The 19,679-nt window shown below is 38.4% G+C and carries 18 protein-coding genes; 8 read left to right on the top strand and 10 right to left on the bottom strand.

The annotated features are described in order from the left end of the window. Positions 1-5 precede the first annotated feature (5 nt). The 3 genes from QQK06_RS16415 to QQK06_RS16405 are packed head-to-tail and all read right to left on the bottom strand — an operon-like array spanning position 6 to position 1,741. The gene (locus QQK06_RS16415; protein WP_284245873.1) at positions 6-527 is read right to left on the bottom strand and encodes a TlpA family protein disulfide reductase; all 522 of its coding nucleotides are present in this window, start codon (positions 525-527) and stop codon (positions 6-8) included. A gap of 20 nt (positions 528-547) precedes the next feature. Beyond that, positions 548-1,024 carry a cupin domain-containing protein gene (locus tag QQK06_RS16410; protein WP_284245872.1) on the bottom strand — a complete coding sequence of 159 codons (477 nt, stop codon included), beginning with the start codon at positions 1,022-1,024 and terminating at the stop codon, positions 548-550. Between the two features lie 9 nt (positions 1,025-1,033). Next, positions 1,034-1,741: a cytochrome c biogenesis protein CcdA gene (locus tag QQK06_RS16405; RefSeq protein ID WP_284245871.1), complete on the bottom strand. Its 708-nt coding sequence runs from the start codon at positions 1,739-1,741 to the stop codon at positions 1,034-1,036. A 174-nt stretch (positions 1,742-1,915) separates the two neighbouring features. Here QQK06_RS16405 and QQK06_RS16400 point away from each other — a divergent pair, with 174 nt between their 5' ends. Then, positions 1,916-4,315: a winged helix-turn-helix domain-containing protein gene (locus QQK06_RS16400; RefSeq protein ID WP_284245870.1), complete on the top strand. Its 2,400-nt coding sequence runs from the start codon at positions 1,916-1,918 to the stop codon at positions 4,313-4,315. A gap of 287 nt (positions 4,316-4,602) precedes the next feature. On the opposite strand, the gene QQK06_RS16395 is transcribed toward QQK06_RS16400, so the two are convergent. Further along, positions 4,603-5,994 (bottom strand): hypothetical protein, encoded by a 1,392-nt coding sequence (locus QQK06_RS16395; RefSeq protein ID WP_284245869.1) that lies wholly within the window; start codon positions 5,992-5,994, stop codon positions 4,603-4,605. A 380-nt stretch (positions 5,995-6,374) separates the two neighbouring features. On the opposite strand from QQK06_RS16395, the gene QQK06_RS16390 reads away from it, so the two are divergent. The 5 genes from QQK06_RS16390 (at position 6,375) to QQK06_RS16370 (ending at position 10,152) form a co-directional block, all read left to right on the top strand. Continuing rightward, entirely contained in the window at positions 6,375-7,286 is a 912-nt protein-coding gene (locus QQK06_RS16390) for an alpha/beta hydrolase family protein (RefSeq protein ID WP_284245867.1), read from the top strand. Next, positions 7,286-7,987: a response regulator transcription factor gene (locus QQK06_RS16385; RefSeq protein ID WP_284245865.1), complete on the top strand. Its 702-nt coding sequence runs from the start codon at positions 7,286-7,288 to the stop codon at positions 7,985-7,987. Before QQK06_RS16390 ends, QQK06_RS16385 begins: the two co-directional genes overlap by 1 nt. Positions 7,988-8,006: 19 nt before the next feature. Continuing rightward, positions 8,007-9,263 carry a sensor histidine kinase gene (locus tag QQK06_RS16380; RefSeq protein ID WP_284245863.1) on the top strand — a complete coding sequence of 419 codons (1,257 nt, stop codon included), beginning with the start codon at positions 8,007-8,009 and terminating at the stop codon, positions 9,261-9,263. A gap of 248 nt (positions 9,264-9,511) precedes the next feature. Then, positions 9,512-9,787: a hypothetical protein gene (locus QQK06_RS16375; protein WP_284245862.1), complete on the top strand. Its 276-nt coding sequence runs from the start codon at positions 9,512-9,514 to the stop codon at positions 9,785-9,787. 50 nt (positions 9,788-9,837) lie between these two features. After that, positions 9,838-10,152: a PEP-CTERM sorting domain-containing protein gene (locus QQK06_RS16370; RefSeq protein ID WP_284245861.1), complete on the top strand. Its 315-nt coding sequence runs from the start codon at positions 9,838-9,840 to the stop codon at positions 10,150-10,152. 84 nt (positions 10,153-10,236) lie between these two features. Here the strand turns inward: QQK06_RS16370 and QQK06_RS16365 are convergent, their stop codons facing one another. The 5 genes from QQK06_RS16365 to QQK06_RS16345 all read right to left on the bottom strand — a co-directional run bounded on the left by QQK06_RS16365 (position 10,237) and on the right by QQK06_RS16345 (position 15,229). Continuing rightward, the gene (locus tag QQK06_RS16365; protein ID WP_284245860.1) at positions 10,237-11,424 is read right to left on the bottom strand and encodes a DEAD/DEAH box helicase; all 1,188 of its coding nucleotides are present in this window, start codon (positions 11,422-11,424) and stop codon (positions 10,237-10,239) included. A gap of 36 nt (positions 11,425-11,460) precedes the next feature. Further along, positions 11,461-13,098, bottom strand: coding sequence for an ABC-F family ATPase (locus tag QQK06_RS16360; RefSeq protein WP_284245859.1), 1,638 nt, complete (start codon positions 13,096-13,098; stop codon positions 11,461-11,463). 300 nt (positions 13,099-13,398) lie between these two features. Next, complete coding sequence (locus QQK06_RS16355; RefSeq protein ID WP_284245858.1) at positions 13,399-14,334, bottom strand: redoxin domain-containing protein; 936 nt, start codon at positions 14,332-14,334, stop codon at positions 13,399-13,401. 33 nt (positions 14,335-14,367) lie between these two features. Continuing rightward, positions 14,368-14,742, bottom strand: a complete 375-nt coding sequence (locus QQK06_RS16350; protein ID WP_284245857.1) for a hypothetical protein — start codon at positions 14,740-14,742, stop codon at positions 14,368-14,370. Between the two features lie 112 nt (positions 14,743-14,854). Further along, complete coding sequence (locus tag QQK06_RS16345) at positions 14,855-15,229, bottom strand: hypothetical protein (protein ID WP_284245856.1); 375 nt, start codon at positions 15,227-15,229, stop codon at positions 14,855-14,857. A gap of 141 nt (positions 15,230-15,370) precedes the next feature. Here QQK06_RS16345 and QQK06_RS16340 point away from each other — a divergent pair, with 141 nt between their 5' ends. Together QQK06_RS16340 and ltaE are read left to right on the top strand one after the other, a co-directional pair. Further along, positions 15,371-16,300: a LysR family transcriptional regulator gene (locus QQK06_RS16340; protein ID WP_284245854.1), complete on the top strand. Its 930-nt coding sequence runs from the start codon at positions 15,371-15,373 to the stop codon at positions 16,298-16,300. A 95-nt stretch (positions 16,301-16,395) separates the two neighbouring features. Beyond that, on the top strand, positions 16,396-17,409 hold the full coding sequence (gene ltaE, locus QQK06_RS16335) for a low-specificity L-threonine aldolase (RefSeq protein WP_284245853.1): 1,014 nt from the start codon (positions 16,396-16,398) through the stop codon (positions 17,407-17,409). 73 nt (positions 17,410-17,482) lie between these two features. Here the strand turns inward: ltaE and QQK06_RS16330 are convergent, their stop codons facing one another. Beyond that, positions 17,483-19,669: an OsmC domain/YcaO domain-containing protein gene (locus QQK06_RS16330; protein ID WP_284245852.1), complete on the bottom strand. Its 2,187-nt coding sequence runs from the start codon at positions 19,667-19,669 to the stop codon at positions 17,483-17,485. Between the last annotated feature and the right edge of the window lie 10 nt (positions 19,670-19,679).

Below are 19,679 nucleotides of genomic sequence, written 5' to 3'. Positions count from 1 at the left end.
TAAGATTATTTATTTGAAAGTTGCACAATTTTATTATGCAAGTCGTCAGTGATAAGAGCAGAACGATGCACTATTTTTCCTTGTTCATCGATCAAGATATGTTGCGGTGTACCTCTGATCATGAACTTTTCAACTAATTCCCCTTTTTCATCAAAAACAACGGGTAAGTTATATTGGTACTTTTCAAAAAAACGCCCAATGCGTTTAATTGAATCATTCATGCCTATATTGATAGCAACCACTTCAATATTGTGACCATATCGATCAAATATTTTTTGTAAATGAGGCATCTCTTCTTTGCAGTAGCTACACCAAGTTGCCCAAAATTTTAAATAGATAGGTTTTTTATCTTTCAGTAACACGCTATTGACGAATTCCCCAGCTAATGTGGTCACATTAAATTTTGGCGCGATATCTCCGGTATTAGTCCCTTCTTGGGCAAATACTGTTACATTTAATGAAAGCACTATTAATATTAAACTTGCTATTGCACTTATTTTGTTAGTGATTAAGGATGATAAACTCATGACGACCTCCTAAAAATTAATTACTTTTTCATACTTGTACTTAGAATTTTTTGCCAATACTCCGCTTCTCCCGTTGGTGTCCAAATAACCAGAGTCTTCACTTCTGTATCAGATATCGCCCGATGTGAAACCTTAATATGCTTAGGTGCTATACCTATATCACCAGCTTTTAAAATAACGCTTTTATTACCAATTTTATGCTCCAGTTCACCGCTAAGCACATATATGTATTCATCAGAATTGTGCGTATGTCCTGGTACATTAATTCCTGGTGGTATCGTTATTTCAGCCAGCTCAAATGATGCAGCTTCATAATTCCTTTTTTCTAACAGAATTTTAAATACTATGTTTTCATTGTTTTTATATTGAGTGATAGGTTTCGGTGCTATAACGCCAGAATACACAGAGGCGTCATGCTGAGCATTTGTCTTCTCTGTCACATGTGCGTGGCTGCTAAGACAAACAATTAAACCAACTAATAAAATAGTTTTTTTCATATTTTTTCCTCAAAAGAGTAATTTACTTGCTTCAACTAAAAAGTATTCTGCGCTCAATAACATGATTAAGCTCATTAGATATTTGTTGTACTTCATCCAGGGGCCGGGTTTAGGCAAGCGAGAGAACCATTGTGAAGAAAACGCCAAGAGCAATAACAATGCACCTAAACCATAGGCAAAAGAAATCATTAAGATTGCGCCATATACAATATCGCCTTTAGACGCAATATATAACAGCAACATACCTAAGACGGGGGCAGTACAAGGGGCGGCAACTAAACCAGATGCTCCCCCCATAAGAAATAGACGTATATATGGATGACTAAACCGGTTTTGTACGTTCTGTGCGACAGTAAAGTTAGGAAAATTCACCCATCCCATCATCCAAGCTGCAAAAATGAGACACAAGTTAGCGATCAAAATATAACCAAACGGGCTCGTTGATATCTCGCCAAATAACTTTCCTGTAGACGCAGCAAACACCCCCAAACCACCATAAATTACAGCCAAACCACCTATATAAAAAACAGGACCTAACTTATTGTTCGCCTTGTTTTTAGATTCATAACCAAAAATACCTACGGTAATAGGGATCATTGGATAAACACATGGAGTAGCACTTGTCAGCACTCCAGCAAAAAATACAAGGGCTATTGCAACAAAAGATAACTCTCCCGTAGATAAGTAACTTTGTATAAGGCTTTCTATAAACTCCATGACTTCCCACCTTTCATTTATCAATTTTGGTGAGAAAATTATGATGAATGTAAAGATAAAACTTATGAAATTGACATGATATTTAGCTAAAATTTTATAAAATGAATCAGATCAAATAGTGTATTATAAAAAAAATGTTAGAGTACTCGCTCTTTATGCGCTTTAATCTTAATTATGGCTATATACACATTTTCAGAATTTACCTATAACACCGATACTCGAGAACTTATAAGCCCGGTAAAAAGTGTTTATCTGCGTAAAAAAGTGGCTGACGTACTTTGCTACTTAATAGAAAATAAAGACAGAGTTGTAAATAAAGAAGAATTGTTGCAAGCCATATGGATCCAAGCTGACTATAGAGAAAACTCACTATTACAAAGCATTCGTGAAATAAGAAAACTTTTAGGTGAAACTTCTAAGGCACCTAAATTCATCCGAACTGTACATATGAAAGGTTATGAATGGATTTATAATGATGTTGAAGAGGTCGCTTCAAAAGCTAATATTGAAAACGATAACGACACAGCTTCAGAAAAGCCCTTAAAAAAACATACCTTTAAGTTGATATACACAGTTCCAGTTATCTTCATTTTACTCATTGCAGTTTTCACACAATATCTTTTTGAACCGGTTGAAAATCCCCCCCAAGAAAGCAAAGAGAAAATTGTGGTTCTACCATTTAAAAATGACACTGGCAGCGAAAATTTTCAGTGGCTTGAACTCGGTTACTCCGATATGTTCATAGAAGGACTGGGAAAAATAACTAAGGCTTCCATGGTACCCACCTATATAACTCAAGGCATACTCGCACAAAATAACGTAAGCATACACACATTAGATAAAAACAATATTTCTCAAATAATAAATGAGTTAAACGCCAAATTAGCAATCACTGCAACAATAAGCCGAGATGGTAATAATTTAAGGTTTAATTACCGTATTCACTACAAAAATGGCGAAGTAATTAGCGGTAGTATTAAATACCCGAATCTCCCCTCTTCTTTACCCTCATTAGTAAGCCAAATATCAAATATTATTTATAAAGAAAAAAAACTACCAACAGTAGATAATTCGTACTTTACCAACAGTGACGCAGAGCAAGATTATGCCAAAGGCATCCAAGCTATGCGTGGTAAAGGTGCTCATTTAGCCATCAAGTATTTCGAAGCTTCATCATTACATGAGCCAAATAACAATTTAGTAAAATTAAAACTTGCAGAGACATTTTATACATTAGGAGACTGGCAACGTTCTGAAAAACTATATCAACAATTGCTTAAAGATATTAACAATGTTGATGATCCATATTTAATCATTGGGACATATAACGGCTTAGCCAGTTTAATGATACAAAAAAACCAATATCACAAAGCAAATCATTTAATAGAAGAAGGTTTAATCATCGCCAATAAAGTCCAATTGCCCTACAAAGAAGCTGAACTTTTAAGAACAAAATCGGACTTAATGCGCCATACCGGGAAAAGTAAAGAACATCAGTTATTACTGTTACAAGCAGATAAACTTAGCCAACCGTACAAGTCACTGCAAAATGAAGCTGATTCATTGTATTACTTAGGAAGTCCAAGTAATAAACATTTAGAAATAGATCCCGACATTAATTTAAGGCGTAATAAAGAAAAGTTATCACAAGCACTAAACTATTATCAGCAGCTTGGCGACCAAACTGGCATCGGCCGAACTAATTTAGCCATTGGACAAAACTACTATTTTGATATTCCGACAAGAATAAACGCATTAAACAAAGCACAGGAAATATTCAAGAATACAGGTAACCTTATTGAACTCATCGATACGCTAAATTATCACGGTTACTTCTATATACAACTGCATAAGGGGCAATGGTCATATAAATACTTGGCTGAAGCGCAACATTTATTAAATCAAATTAACGCGCCTAAAAAATTACAAATTAATTCGTTTTTAAGCGCTTTTGCATCACTAGATCAAGGTATTGACCGGGGAAATGGAATCAATGTCAAAGCCTTACAACAAGCCATTAAAGGCTTTAACGAAACAATTAACGATTTTGCTAAGATAAAAAGTGGCTCGACAACTGCTGATAGCTATTATCTTCTGGGATGGGCCTACTCCGAGTTAGAGCAACACGAAAAAGCATTGGGCTACATAAATAATGCAATTAAACGATACCAGAAGCTAGGCTATGTAGATTCAGTGAAATACGCAAACACATCAAAAGCTGAAGAATTATTGCATTTAGGCCAATGGCAAGAAGCCGTCAATGTCGCTGAAAAAGCCAAGCCTAGTTACTTATTGTATCTATATAAAGCTAAAGCATATTATGAATTAGGCAACCACCGATATGCGATTGAGACACTACAACTGACTAAGCAAAAATATAAGGAAAAATGGACTAATAATGATGAGAACACTCTGTCTCTTTATGAAAATAGTTTGATTGATAATACTAAAACACCATTGAATCCAATAAAGAGCTCTCACCTTGTTTATTGTGAATCTTTATGGAACCAGGAAGGTATAGAAAAAGCTGTATTAAAGTTGAACAATCCCGTTAAATCGATACCAATAACTTAGATGCTTACTAGTTGCTTTTAAATTACTTTGGAATTTGCCTTGGTCACTTTAGTACAAACTTTATCACTGTATAGCAACGCGCTTAATCTACCTGACTTGCCTGCTTTTGTAATACTTTGTTTGGCGTTTATAGCGTTGTCGTTGGTTTTAATAAAGCAAAAATTAAAGTGCACGAATGATATAAGAAACCAAGGGGTTAGTGAATTAATGCCCATTGGTAAAATTCAGTAGCCCTTTAGTTGTTCTTTAACACCGCAGGTGATATAGCTAGAAAGAGCCTTAAGTTTTCAGGCATCCTTATTCAAATCAAAATTTTGTACAGCTTTCATCGGTTCTATATTGATAATTTTAGAGCGGTTAATTGTTATTTTGAAACGCTGTATGTACTCTTCACTTTTCTTATTGCTTTGCACTAAAACCAATGTCATTTGATAACGACGTTCAACCCCTTGATTAGAAATTTTACTGCCGTCAAGCGAATACAATCGTCCTTCGCCTTTTTTAAGGTAGCGAACAAAGGGCGTTAAATTAAACAGTATTTGATTCTGTATTTCGTCATAGCCTGGCAGAAACTCTTTTGATAAAACTTTTGATACACAACGAAAATGAAGCAGTTGTGCTGCTTGTTTATTTTGCTGACGCCTTTTTTGTAATTGTTGTGAAACATTTTTCGGCAAATGTTTTTTACGAATATATTCAAGCCATATGGTTTGCGAACAAATTTTGGTATGAGTGACGCTATTACTAAAGATATGCTGCCATTTGGCTCTTCCCCGCTGAATTTTACGCCAAATAATACGTGTTATATCTTCTTTAAATGTTTCTCTTAGTCCGTAGATAAAACCAAGCAAAGCAATCAATACAACGGACACTTCGGTAAATGCCGATCGTGCATTCAGTATGATGGTCATAACAAAAGCCATAATGACCGCAGTAACCGTACCGCGTACAACACGCTTTAAATTAATATTTAAATGATAGGTTTTCTTTTGAAAAACAACGCCATATTCGCTTAAGCGCTGTAACAGTCGCATTTTATTAGTAATACGATTAGGATCGTCCAGCGTGACTTGTGAGTTATATTCATGCTCAATACGATAAGCGTTTTCTTGTCGACATAACTCAAACAAACTTTCCCTTTGTTCAGATTTTTCACTACTTTTAGGGCCATTTGCTAGCAAGTTTAAGAATGACTGTTCAACATACCAACTTAAATAGTTATCAACATTATCAAAATATGAGCTGAGCTTAGGATCTGATGGCGTGTAACGTCGTAGTTTTTTCAATAAATTTTGAGTTTGCTCGGCTAATTCAGTAGCGCTTTGATAAAAGTCATCAGTCGATTCATTTTGCAATGTTTGTTTTAAATCAGCATCTAAGGCCATTCTTAATTGATAAGAAAATAAATTTAAATTGCTGCGATAATCACTTTGTTCACCTTTTTGCTTGCTGATAAAACGGCTATGTACCAAGGGTAAATGAATTTGATCTGAATAATATGCGCAGTGCGCTTTAATACTACTATAAAAGTAACTTTCTTCACTGAGCGTGCTGGCGCTTATGCCCATTTCATCAGGTATTGAGAAGTAAAGGTCTAAGCATTGATATTCTTGAGGTAATAACTGATAGCTTATTTTAAATGATAAATTTTCATCTTGTATCAATGATGTTTTTTTCACCGCGGCAATATGCTCCTTTAAACTTTAGTGATCCTTACTAATAAATGTGTAACTCGATTAATGAAAAGTGGCTATTATTTTGTGATATTTATTTAGAGCGTGTTGAACTTTGCTGTTTATTTTTACAGCTCCAATATCAACACGCTTTAGTAAAACTCGCTATGTAAATAACGAAACGTGTTACTTAAGTATCTGTCAATTTTACTAATTTTGCTATTTTAATTTAATTTTTATCTTAACGTAAAAACTGTAATGGTTTCTCAATAATCTTTAATTGAAGCATGTGAAACACATTTCACATCCATTTCACAACCGTACACATAAAGTGTTTATCAAAGAGCAGCAATGCTTAACGTTTAATTTCCCTGAAGGAGCACCTTATGATTAAAAGAAATTGGAAAAAGTTAGTGTTTGTCACCGTCGGAGCTATCGCCACTATTGCAGCTATCTGGTACATCGTTTTTGGCTTGAAACCATACCATGTAACCACAGAGCAACTAAAGCAAACTTATAGCTATCAGAAAAAAGACGTGAATATTAAATTACAACCATTGGAGAACGGACACTTTGCGTTAGAGTACCAAAGTTTTGACGGCGCAACAGTCAACGGTCAATTGGTTTACCCAAGCAACTATGACTCAACAAAACCTATCCCGGTAATGATAGGTGTGCATGGCATGGGTAGAAGCTATGTACGCTGGTTACAAGAATCTATTAAAGGAAAAGACACGGTAGAACAAACCGATGAATTAGCAAAGATGGCATTGGCTAAAGGTTATGCGGTAATTGTAATTGATGCCAGAAACCACGGAAAACGCAAGAACCCTGATTACAACATTAAAGATGTAATGTATGATCTTTGGTTTTGGGGCAAACGAGCGCCTTATGAGGAGATGATGATTGATACGGTAAAAGATCATCGCATACTGTTAGACTGGGTCGCAGAACAAGCTCAATTCGATCAAAACCAAATCAGTGTCGCTGGCTATAGTATGGGCGGGCAAATTAGTTTGATTTTATCGTCATTAGACAATCGAATAGACAAGGTGTTGTCAATTGTCCCACCAGCATCAAGTGATACTGTAGCACGAGTCTCACCTCACAATTTCGTTAACACGCTTGATGTTGAAAAAATCTGGTTAGTCACCGCAGACAATGATAAGTACGCTAGCGTCAGTGAAAATGTCGAGCTATTCGAGACTATTAACATTAAACAAAAGCGTCATATCATCATCGAAGGTGAGCACGAGCTACCAGAAGGTTACTATAAGAAATTACAAGGTTGGTATTAATGAAAACAAGCTCACAGCTGAGTGTATTAATTGTTGAGGATAATCTGGCGATAGCCAACAACATCGCCGATTACTTCGACATCCAGGGTGAAAGGTTAGATTTTGCTTATACCGGAAAGCAAGGCTGTGAGTTAGCTTTAAATCAATATTATGACTGCATTATATTAGACATTATGCTGCCCGATATTGAAGGACTGGAAGTCTGTCAACGCCTTAGAAATGAGGCTGACAGACACATTCCCATCATAATGCTTACCGCAAGAGATACGCTTGACGACAAGCTGGCAGGCTTTGCCCAAGGGGCCGATGATTATCTGACTAAGCCATTTTCGTTGGAAGAGTTACACGCACGCTGTCGTGCATTAACTTATCGCCATACCCCGGAAAAAGCGGCAAGAGAACTCCACTTAGCACAAGGTGATACACGCTTATCTCTGAGCTATCAAAGTCAACAAATAGCCAGAGATGATACGCCACTGATGTTACCGCCAATTCTGTTTAATCTGTTAAAAATATTAATGGAAAGCTACCCAAGAGCAGTATCTAAAACCGAATTGGTTGAACGTATATGGGGTGAAGAAGGCACAGATTCAGATTCGCTGCGCTCCCATATTTATCAACTGCGCAAAGTGGTGGATAAACCATTTCCAACGGCCATCATAAAAACCGTGCATAGCGTCGGTTTGGTGTTAGATCTTTAATTCAACACAGAAGATTAAAATGAAAACAACCCAACTTAGAAACCGCATCGTTACCTACTTTGTCTCAATTGTCATGCTATTGAGCCTACTCTTTTCGCTGATGAACTTAATGTTTAGCTACGTAGTTGAAGACAGTTTTTTCTATCAGATTTTAGACAGCGAAAAACAACAAATTGCCTTAACACTGCAACAGGGTGAAACACCTAAACCACATTTTAACTTTATCAGCTATCATAGCGATCGCGATTCACTGCCCACGTCTGTTAAAGAGTTGTTGATTAAAGAGCCAAGACGCAAAGAATTCAGTGACGGAAGCAAGCATTATCATATCGCATTTTTAAATGACAATGAGCGCCAGCAGCACATACTATTGGCAGAAGTGGGCGGACAGCTGGTGGTAGAACAATTAAAAGGGCAAATTTTTGGCTTTTCCTCTGGATTACTGGCAGTCGGATTAATTATTGCCCTACTCCTTGCCTTTGGTACGGTGCGACTGGCAAAAAGGTTAATCAAACCATTGGATGATTTAATGGAAATTGTCGAAAGCAGTCCGGTTGAAAAATTACCGACCAAATTTGCAGCGCAATTTCAGCAAAATGAAATAGGCAAATTTGCCCAAACACTTGAAGCGGCGCTTGAGCGGATCAGTGAGTTTGTTAAGCGAGAGCAACAATTCACGCGCGATATTTCTCACGAATTAAGAACGCCGTTAACCATCAGTCAAGGCGCATTGAGCTTATTAACTCATACGGAACTAGATGCTCGACAAAAAAAATTGGTTGCCCGAATAGCCGACGCCGACCAGCAAATGCAATCAACAATCGAAGCACTACTGGCCCTCGCGCGCGAGAAAACCAGCGACGCACAACAGACCAACCTCAAATCAACCATTGAAGCGTGTATTATTAACAATCACGCCTTGTTGCAACAAGAAACGATACAGATAGATGTGCCAGACGATGTATCAGTTGCCATGGGCGCACAAGAGCTACGGCTGGTAATACAAAATTTACTGCAAAATGCGGTTCATCATGGTCAAGGTAACCAAATTAATATCAGTTACCACAACAAGACACTTGTAATTGCCGATAACGGTCAAGGTTTACCGGAAACATTAAAGACCAATGAAGCTTTTGAGGCTGGCCATCGTGGCCCAAGTAGCAACGGCTCAGGGATTGGATTATCGCTAGTTAAACGTTTGTGTGAAAAGTATACAGTGCAAGTAGAGCTTAAAAGCAATGATAATGGCGTTTCGGTATACTTAAGCTTTGCATAACACCGACATTACACTTATCAGATAATTAACCATACAAAGTTATTAGAGAAATACATAAATTTCAATACCTTGTAGCCACAATAGTGTCCAATCATTTTACAATGCTATTTATTAATAATCATTTAAAAATGCCAATACACTGAAATAAAACAATTTTAATTTATTGGTATAGTTAATGTTTGCCTGCAATCTAAAATAACAACATCAATACTGCCTCTACGTTAAGAATGTATTATCAGGAAAGTTCAATGAACATAAAAATATTAAAAGCAGCTTTAGCTGGCTTGAGTCTATTTATTAGTGGTTTTGCTAATGCCAGCTTAATTAACCTCAGTGATTTTGGTGGCTCAGAACAATTATTTGATTTCAATTCAGTTGTACCTACTAATGGCACCCCATTATCAGGCGCCTTCATTGCAGACGACTTTTTCATTCATTCTCTAATAAATACCTCCTACAAGCAGGCGGTGGAAGCATACTTGGCACAACGGGAGCGGCTTACAATACGTGGGGAGATAACTTAGACGGCAGTGGTAACCAAGACGCTACTATTGTATTTGACAAAGCTGTATCAATGTTTGGCATGGTATTTGGTACAAAATATCGCTTTTCATTAAGTGCTACCGTTTCTTCATTTGATGAATACAATAATTTACTAGAGCAAGTCAGTTTTCCAAATTTTGGAAATACCTTTGTTGGCTTTAGCTCAACCCTTGGTATCAAATCAATATCAATAGACCGTACCGATGACACGGATTACTACACCTTCATTGATGATATTCGTTATCTATCCAACCCAAGTACCTCTGTACCAGAGCCTTCTACCTTTGCCATCTTCGCATTAGGACTTATGGGTTTAGCGGCAAGAAAACTTAAAAAGCACCATTAATTGGTGCTTTTTTATGTCTACTAATATTAACTTACCAAGCTAATTCAATTTACCAAATTCAACGACTAGCCCCAAATAAATATACTATGTACTACGCTTATGTTTAGGTACATAATTTAAGATTGATATCGGTACCACTTTTTTCACTGGAAAGCCTTCAAATTCCTTTCGTTCAATAAGATAACCTAAACGACTTTCGATAGCGCACAGTTCACGAAAGTTATCTTTTGATACTAAGGAAATTGCTTCCCCACTCGCCCCTGCCCGGCCAGTGCGACCAATTCGGTGGATATATTCATCGGCTTGCGCGGGTAAATCATAATTAACCACTCGGGTAAGCTCACCAATATCAATACCCCGAGCAGCTATGCCAGTCGCAATTAAGATTTTGATGTCACCAGCTTTGAAATCAGCGAGTATTTGTTCGCGAACCGCTTGCGTTCTACCGCCGTGAATAGATTCAGCATTAATACCGCGCTTTGCCAGCTGGCTGACCAATTTAGCCGCACCATGTTTTGTTTCGATAAATATTAGCGCCTGTTGCCATTGTTGTTGTTGAATTAAATGACAAAGCAACGCCGATTTTTTATCTTTATCAACGGTAACCAGCCATTGGGTAATGTTGGGCACAGATGCATTATTTTGACCAACGGTTATTTCAATCGCCTTATCAATGGTTCTTTTTGCTAACGCTCGAACTTGCTCAGAAATAGTGGCAGAAAATAATAGGTTTTGCCGCTGCGTTGGCAAACGTTCAATAATTTTATTAATATCCTCAATAAAGCCCATGTCCAGCATTCGATCAGCTTCATCCAGTACTAACATTTTTAATTCATCAAAATGCAATGCCCGTTGATGGGCCATGTCGAGCAACCTACCGGGGGTTGCCACCAGAATATCGACGCCCCAGATCAATGCCTGTTTTTGCGCGCCAGCATCTACGCCACCGTACATTGCCAACGAGGATAAATTTAAATATTTAGCATACTGCGTAATACTCTGTTCAACTTGCTGCGCAAGCTCACGTGTGGGGGTGAGAATAAGAGCACGAATACGCTTAGCACGCACGGTATTACCATTATTTAGCAGCTCAAGTAACGGCAACACAAAGCTCGCCGTCTTACCTGTGCCCGTTTGTGCCGCGGCAATTAAATTTTTACCTGATAACACCACAGGTATCGCTTGTTGTTGGATCAACGTTGGCTCACGATAAGCTAAATCTTTAATCGCATTAACAATAGGCTCTGATAAGCCAAGCGTGGAAAATGACATAAATAACCTTAAAGTTTATTAGCAAGTACAGTACAGTTACGCGACTTTTTTCTGACGATTAGAAGCTGCGCTATTTTTTGCCTGTGCCTCTTGTTCGCTCGCTAAATATTCGTCTAACGTGCCTTGAAAATTAACAATTTTTTGCTCTTTAATATCAATAATACGAGTCGCTAAGCTAGAAACAAACTCACGGTCATGGCTGACAATAATTAATGTCCCTTCAAACGCTTTTAAGGCATTATTAAGTGCATCAATAGCTTCAATATCCATATGATTGGTTGGTTCATCCATAATTAACACATTGATGTCTTGCATCATTAGCATGCCAAATAACAGACGATTTTTCTCACCGCCCGAACAGTTACGCGCTTTTTTGTTGGCATCGTCTTCAGTAAAGAGTAATCGCCCTAACATACCACGAACCATTAAATCGTTATGGCAAGGCCTGCGCCATTGAGACATCCAATCCATCAAGGTTAAATCATTATCAAAGAAATGACCGCTATCTTGTGGACAATAACCAACAGAGGCATTTTCTGACCATTTAACCACACCTTCTTTATGCGTTATTTCATTCATTAAACAACGCAACAAGGTCGTTTTACCGACGCCATTTTCACCTATAATCGCTAACTTAGCGCCAGCTTCTAATAGTAAGTCACCTTGTGTAAATAACATGCCATTATCAAATCCATGGCCTAAGTTTTCCAGCTCAAGTGCCTGACGATGCATTTTTTTACCGGCTTTAAAAGCAATATTGGGTGTGATGCGACTCGATGATTTCACTTCATCAAGCTTAATTTTATCCATTTTTTTAGCACGTGAACTCGCTTGTTTCGCTTTAGAGGCATTAGCGCCAAATCGGTTAACAAAGTCTTGTAATTCTTCAATTTCAGCCGCTTTCTTGGCGTTACCTGCTAACAGTTGCTCACGCAGTAAGCTCGATTGCGCAAGAAAATACTCATAGTTGCCCGGATAAATTCTCAACTCACCATAATCAATGTCAGCCATATGCGTACAAACAGCATTTAGAAAGTGTCGATCATGCGAAATAATGATCATGGTACATTTACGTTTGTTCAATTCAGTTTCTAACCAACTGATGGTATGAATATCCAAGTTATTGGTCGGCTCATCCAACAATAAAATATCAGGATTAGCAAACAGTGCCTGAGCAAGCAGAACCCGTAATTTCCACCCTGGTGCGACTTGTTGCATTGAGCCATAATGTAATGATTCATCAATGCCCGCTTCTAATAAAATTTCACCGGCTCTGCTTTCAGCGCTATAACCGTCCATTTCAGCAAATTGACTTTCGAGATCACCTACTCTCATACCATCGGCTTCACTCATTTCTGCCTGTGCGTATATGGCATCTCTTTCTTGTTTAACTTTCCAAAGCGCTACATCTCCCATGATCACGGTATCAACTACGCTATATTGCTCAAACGCAAACTGATCTTGGCTTAATGTGCCCACTTTATAACCGGAGGTGATCGAAACATTTCCTGACGTTGGCGCCAGCTCACCACTGAGTATTTTCATAAACGTTGATTTACCGCAGCCGTTCGCACCGATCAAACCATAGCGGTTTCCGTTACCAAATTTTGCAGAAATATTTTCAAATAACGGCTCAGCGCCGAATTGCATAGTGATATTCGATGTAGTGATCAAAAAGAATTTCCTAAGTTATACAGGTTGAATTGAATGGCTGGTTGTAAAATAACGCGCGAGGACAGATTAAAGAACATGCAGACTCAAAATATAAGGTCGCGCAGTATACAGCATAAAATGCAATCCCCCTATCAAATTGCGTGTTTTAAAGACTATTTTTTCATCAAGTTTATTTAGCACAAAAAAGCCAACGCTGTTTTCTGCGCTGGCTTTAGCATAAATTATCAAGGTCAGTATCAATGGCTATTATTAACCATTAGCGCTTGTATAGCGCAATTATTGGGTTATTGGCTGTTTTCTCTATTTAGCATAAACAGCTAATTGCATGTGTAGTTGTTCTTGATCTTTAAGATCATTGGTTCTCAATAAAACCTTGTTGTCCTTGATTAATATTAACGTCGGTAAATCATTCACTGCATATTGATGAAAAAGCTGATTCGTTTTATCAAGTGCAATGGGATGCTCAATAGTATATTTTTTCTTATAGGCTGATACATCTTTCTCGCCAGTCCATAATCGTGAAATTACGCCTTGCCAAGCAATTTGCGGATACTGCTGATAAAGCACATTCGCATTTTGCTGAGCGGTGATACAACTTTGCGAGACTTCAGGACGACTATCTTTAAGATACCAATCACACCAAGTTGCGGTAAATAACAACGCATGAGTTTTTCCGTCATTGAGGTTGAGTTTTAGATCTGCTTCATTTTCCTGTAATTTGTTTGAGGCGAGTAAATCAACATTTTCTTGCTGTGATAACAAGGCAATTTTATTATCGAGTGACTCATTCGCTTTATGGCCGAGGTGGACCAAATTCATCTGCTTATCAAATAATAAATGATAAGGTGTGCCGATAAAGTGAAACGCTTTTGCCAGATCACCACTTTTATCTATGGTCATCGGCATAGTTAGATTAAACTTTTTAACCGTTTGGGCGACAGTTTCTGCATCATCATTTAAGCCAAGGTTGATACTGATAACCTCAATCGAATCGCCATATTGCTGCTGAATATGCTGAAAATGTGGCATTTCTTTTAAACAAGGTTGACACCAGGTCGCCCAGAACTTCAGGTAAACCGGCTTATTACCTTGAAAGTCAGCTAATGTTACTTGCTTCCCTGACAACAAGGTAATTGGTTGATGCAATAATTCGTCAGGCAAATTACTGGAAAACACATTAAACGAGGTGAATAGCGCAAACAGCGCCAATAGTGATTGACGATAAAATTTCAACATAATCATAACCTTACAAATAAAATAAATTAATTTCTAAACAAGTAGGCTTGCAATACCTAGAAATGAAACCGAAGCAAACAGTGATGTAGAGGGAAACCGAAACGGATTAATATTACCTTTGAGTGCGACTAACGCACTCAAGAAGGCAAAGGAAACATTTAAAATACTGAGAAAGACAACCAGTTCAGGTTTATTCGGATTAAATGCTACGTAAGCGTATGCGCCGCCCATCAACAAGGTATAAATAGTGGTAATATGCCAACAATAATAATTGAGCCACTTAGACGCTAACGGCAGTGAATGGTTGGCTAATAGCGGAGCAGCAACTCTAGCACTACCGACAAAAGTATGAATAGCAAACGTCACCAGACTCATTAGGGTTGCCCCCCATAAAAAATAAACTTGCATCGTATATAGCCTCCACCCTTAAAATGAAAATTATTCACAAATATGCATTCATGACACTCATGTGACCTAGATACATCCATTTAATGACACAAAACAACATAAAAACGACTAACTAAGTAAACCACACCAATATTGCAATACTCAATAATACAATCCAGCCAGGATGCTTGGCTTTAGTCCCTAGCAACACTAGGGTAGCACCACCACACATGGCTATCGCAATAACCTGTTTGAGTTGCGTGATCAAAGTCGCTGGTGCATTGTTAACATCTGCGAGAAGAAATAAAAGAATTCCCAGCGCCCAGCCAAAAAGTGTCACTAAATGCCAGCTGACCCATAGAATTCTAATTTGCCTTAAATTGAATTTATGACCAGTAAGATTAGGTATAATTGAGTTCTCTCTCAAACGTTTAAACACTAGCACCTCTCCTAATATTGAATGAGTGATACCCAGTAAAATAGCTAAACATCCCGCAGCAAATAGCATTTAAATCTCCGATGCGTAATCACAACATAACTGAGTTGCTTCCCAATAAAACGCTGAGGCTAGTATAGCGAATAAACAGCTTGTAAGAAGTGTAGGTTTTTCATTATATTAATGAATATAATTCATAATTATAATCTTACGATGGATAAGTTTAGAACGATCACGCTTTTTGTCACGACAACAAAAACAGAGAACTTTACCGAGACGGCAAAATTACATGCAACCGACCCTTCCACGGTCAGTAAGGCAATCAAGCGATTAGAACAAGAACTCGGTCTGCAATTATTTAATCGTTCCACCAGACAGCTTAAGCTGACGTCTGCAGGGGCACGATACGCAAAAACAGTGGAAGAGTTACTAGCGAAACTTAAAGTCCATGAAGAGGAGTTAAAGCAAGACTCACAAGAAGTTAAAGGCTCATTAAAAATCAATCTTCCCGTCTCATATGGACGGCAATATATAATGCCAATGCTTTGCAAGTTCAGAAGCGCTTATCCGCAAATTCAATTAGATGTCAGTTTTAGTGATGAATATGTCGATATGATCAAAGAGTCGGTTGATATTTCCATTAGAAGCGGCACTATTTCAGACAATAGATTAGTCGCCCAAAAGCTTTCGCCGATAAAATTTGTTCTATGTATTAGCCGTCGTGCTGATGTGTCAAATTCTATTGAAATCAATCAACAGTGCTTATCACAATATCCATGGATTCTATTTCGCTTTAAACAAACAGGCAAAACCATGCCGATTGATTTCAAATACAAAGGAAAACGGATAACAATTGAACCCGCCATAAAAACGATTGTCGACGATGGTGAAGCTATGGCTGAATTTTGCGCCGAAAACGCCGGTATTGCACTTATGCCACACTTTATTGCCAAGAAGTGGGTTGCCACCAATCAATTAAAAATAATCGCTACCTTAGATGATTCTCAAGCAATAGAGTCAGGGGTTTACATCATTTACGCTAAAAGAGAACATTTACCGAAAAGGCGACGCGTGTTTATCGATTTTGTAAAATCTTATATTGAAGAACTAGGCGAAACGCCATTTAAAACCTGGTTAGATTAATAATCAGAAAAACACCATACACAGAAAATAAGCGTATTCTGCTGTCGATAAAAATCTGCTAGCATCTTCAAGTTACTATTGTAAAAGGAAAAAACATGATTGATTTTCGTTCTGACACCGTGACTCAACCCTGCGCTAAAATGCGTGATGCCATGGCAAATGCCGTAGTTGGTGATGATGTATATGGTGATGACCCAACCGTTAATGAGCTGGAAAACTGGACAGCAAAGCGCCACGGATTTGAAGCCGCGTTATTTTGCAGCTCTGGCACACAGGCGAACCTGCTTGCACTAATGAGCCATTGTCAGCGCGGTGATGAATATTTATGTGGTCAGCAAGCCCATAACTATAAATTTGAAGGCGGTGGAGCAGCGGTATTAGGTTCGATTCAACCGCAACCGATTGAAAATGAAAAAGACGGCAGCTTATCACTTGAAAAACTCGCCCGAGCAATCAAGCCTGACGACCCACATTTTGCCAGAACGACTTTGATCAGCATTGAAAACACCATCAATGGTAAGGTATTACCGCTGGACTATTTATCTTCATTAAAAGCCTTTGCCGAACATCATCAACTAAAACTACATTTAGACGGCGCCCGAGTGTATAACGCAGCAACGGCACTAGATGTTGATATTACCGAGATTGTCCAGCATTTTGATTCTATGACCATATGTCTGTCTAAAGGCTTAGGAGCACCGATTGGTTCTTTATTACTGGGTTCCAGTGAATTAATCAAACAAGCAAGAAGGTGGCGTAAAGTTTTAGGTGGCGGTATGCGTCAGGCAGGTATTTTATGTGCGGCAGCCAAAATTGCCCTAACCGACAATATTGCCAAACTCAAAGTAGATCATCGCAATGCAAAATATCTGGCAGAGCAAATAAATGCTATCGATGGCTTTGAGGTCAATCTCAATCAGGTCGCTACTAATATGGTGTTTGTCAAAGTAGCAGAACACATAGATATTGCTGTGCTAGCAGAAGCACTGAAAGTGAAAGGGATATTAATTGCACCTAACCGTTATATGCGCTTGGTCACTCATTTAGGCATTGACCAATCAGCAATAGACAGCTTTATTACGGAATTGAAAACGCTTTCCCGCCAATAAAACGAGTAGATTCAAAAAAGCCAATGCATTACTTCACAAATATCTCGCATTGGCTTTTTCTATAACCTGCTTATCAGCTAGCGGCTTTTGTACTGCGCGCGTGATGAAGTTTCTTGTAACTTTCGATTAACCGTAGGTGCTTATCTAACCCTTCAAGCTGAATACTGGTTTCGGTTAAGCCATAAAAACGCACTTCACCCGTTACCGAGCCAACAACATTCGTCATTTGCTCATCACCAAACATACGCTTGAAGTTAGCGATAAAGTCATCAAGTTCTAATTCATCATCCAGCATCACTTCTAATACCGTATGTACCGCCTGATAAAACAGACCGCGTTCAACGGTGTTATCGTTATACTGTAAAAATTCACCAACCAATTCAATCGCAGTTTCCAGATCAGTTAATGCTAATGCGATTAAAATTTTCAACTCAAGAATGGTTAATTGTCCCCAAACCGTATTTTCATCAAACTCAATACCGATTAAGGTGCGAATATCAATGTAATTATCGAGCTGACTGTCTTCCAAACGCTCAAACAAGCTAACGAGTTCATCATCAGATAAGCGATGCAGGTTTAAAATATCTTCGCGATAGTGCAGGGCTTTATTAGTGTTATCCCAAATCAAATCTTCAACCGGATACACTTCTGAGTAATCTGGCACTAAGATACGACAAGCAGATGCCCCCAATTCAGTAAATTCAGCAACATACACTTCTTTATCCAAGCTTTTTAGAATATCCATTAACTGGCTATTTTCTGCTTCGTTTGTGTCGTTAAAATCCCATTCAACAAATTCATAATCCGCTTTACTGCTAAAGAAACGCCATGAGATCACACCGGTAGAATCGATAAAATGCTCAACAAAGTTTTCCGGCTCAGACACTGCCATGCTGTTAAAGGTCGGTTTTGGCACATCATTTAAACCTTCAAAACTACGCCCCTGTAGTAATTCCGTTAAACTACGCTCTAATGCAACTTCAAAGCTTGGATGAGCACCAAACGAGGCGAATACCCCACCCGTTTTTGGATTCATTAAGGTGACACACATCACCGGAAATTGCCCGCCTAAGGAAGCATCTTTTACCAAGACAGGAAAGCCCTGCTCTTCTAGCCCTTTAATACCTGCTAAAATACTCGGATATTTTTCTAATACTGCCATAGGTACATCTGGCAATACGATTTCCTGTTCGATAATTTGGCGCTTAACCGCACGCTCAAAGATCTCAGATAAACATTGAACATGCGCTTCATACACATTATTCCCCGCGCTCATGCCGTTACTTAAAAACAGATTTTCAATGAGGTTTGATGGAAAATAAACCGTTTCACCATCCGACTGACGAACATAAGGAATGGCCACTATGCCACGTTCTTTATTGCCTGAATTGGTATCAATTAGGTGTGAACCGCGCAACTCACCATCCGGATTGTAAATTGCCAGACAATAGTCATCTAGCAGTCCTGAAGGTAATTCGTCATTAGCGCCCGGTTTAAACCACTTTTCATTCGGATAATGGACAAAATCAGCATTGGCGATGTCTTGACCAAAAAACTGATCATTGTAGAAAAAGTTACAGTTTAACCGTTCGATAAACTCACCTAATGCAGAACATAAGGCGCTTTCTTTGGTCGCCCCTTTACCGTTAGTAAAACACATTGGCGATGCCGCATCACGAATATGTAATGACCAGACGTTAGGCACAATATTGCGCCAGGATGAAATCTCTATTTTCATACCAAGGTCAGCCAGCATTTTGCTCATATTGGCAATGGTTTGTTCAAGTGGTAAGTCTTTCCCCAAAATAAAGGTGCTATGATCGGCATCCGGTTTAACCATCAACATTGCCTGTGCATCTTCTTCAAGGTTTTCAACGATATCGACTTTAAATTCTGGCCCTGTTTGCACTACGCGTTTAACCGTACAACGATCAATTGAGCGAATGATACCTTTACGGTCTTTTTCTGAAATGCTTTCCGGGAGCTCAACCTGAATTTGAAATACTTGGTTATATCTATCTTCCGGGTCAACAATATTGTTTTGTGATAAACGAATATTGTCGGTTGGAATGTCGCGCGCATTACAGTAAACCTTGACAAAGTACGCGGCGCACATCGCCGAAGATGCTAAAAAGTAATCAAATGGCCCTGGTGCCGAACCATCACCTTTATAACGAATGGGCTGATCAGCAATAACGGTAAAATCATCAAACTTGGCTTCCAGTCTGAGATTGTCGAGAAAATTAACTTTGATTTCCATTGATTAATAT

Origin of the sequence: Thalassotalea insulae, from assembly GCF_030161395.1 — a bacterium.
Classification (GTDB): Bacteria; Pseudomonadota; Gammaproteobacteria; order Enterobacterales; family Alteromonadaceae; genus Thalassotalea_E; species Thalassotalea_E insulae.
Note: the sequence above shows the minus strand (reverse complement) of the source record. Positions and strands in the feature narration are given on the sequence as shown.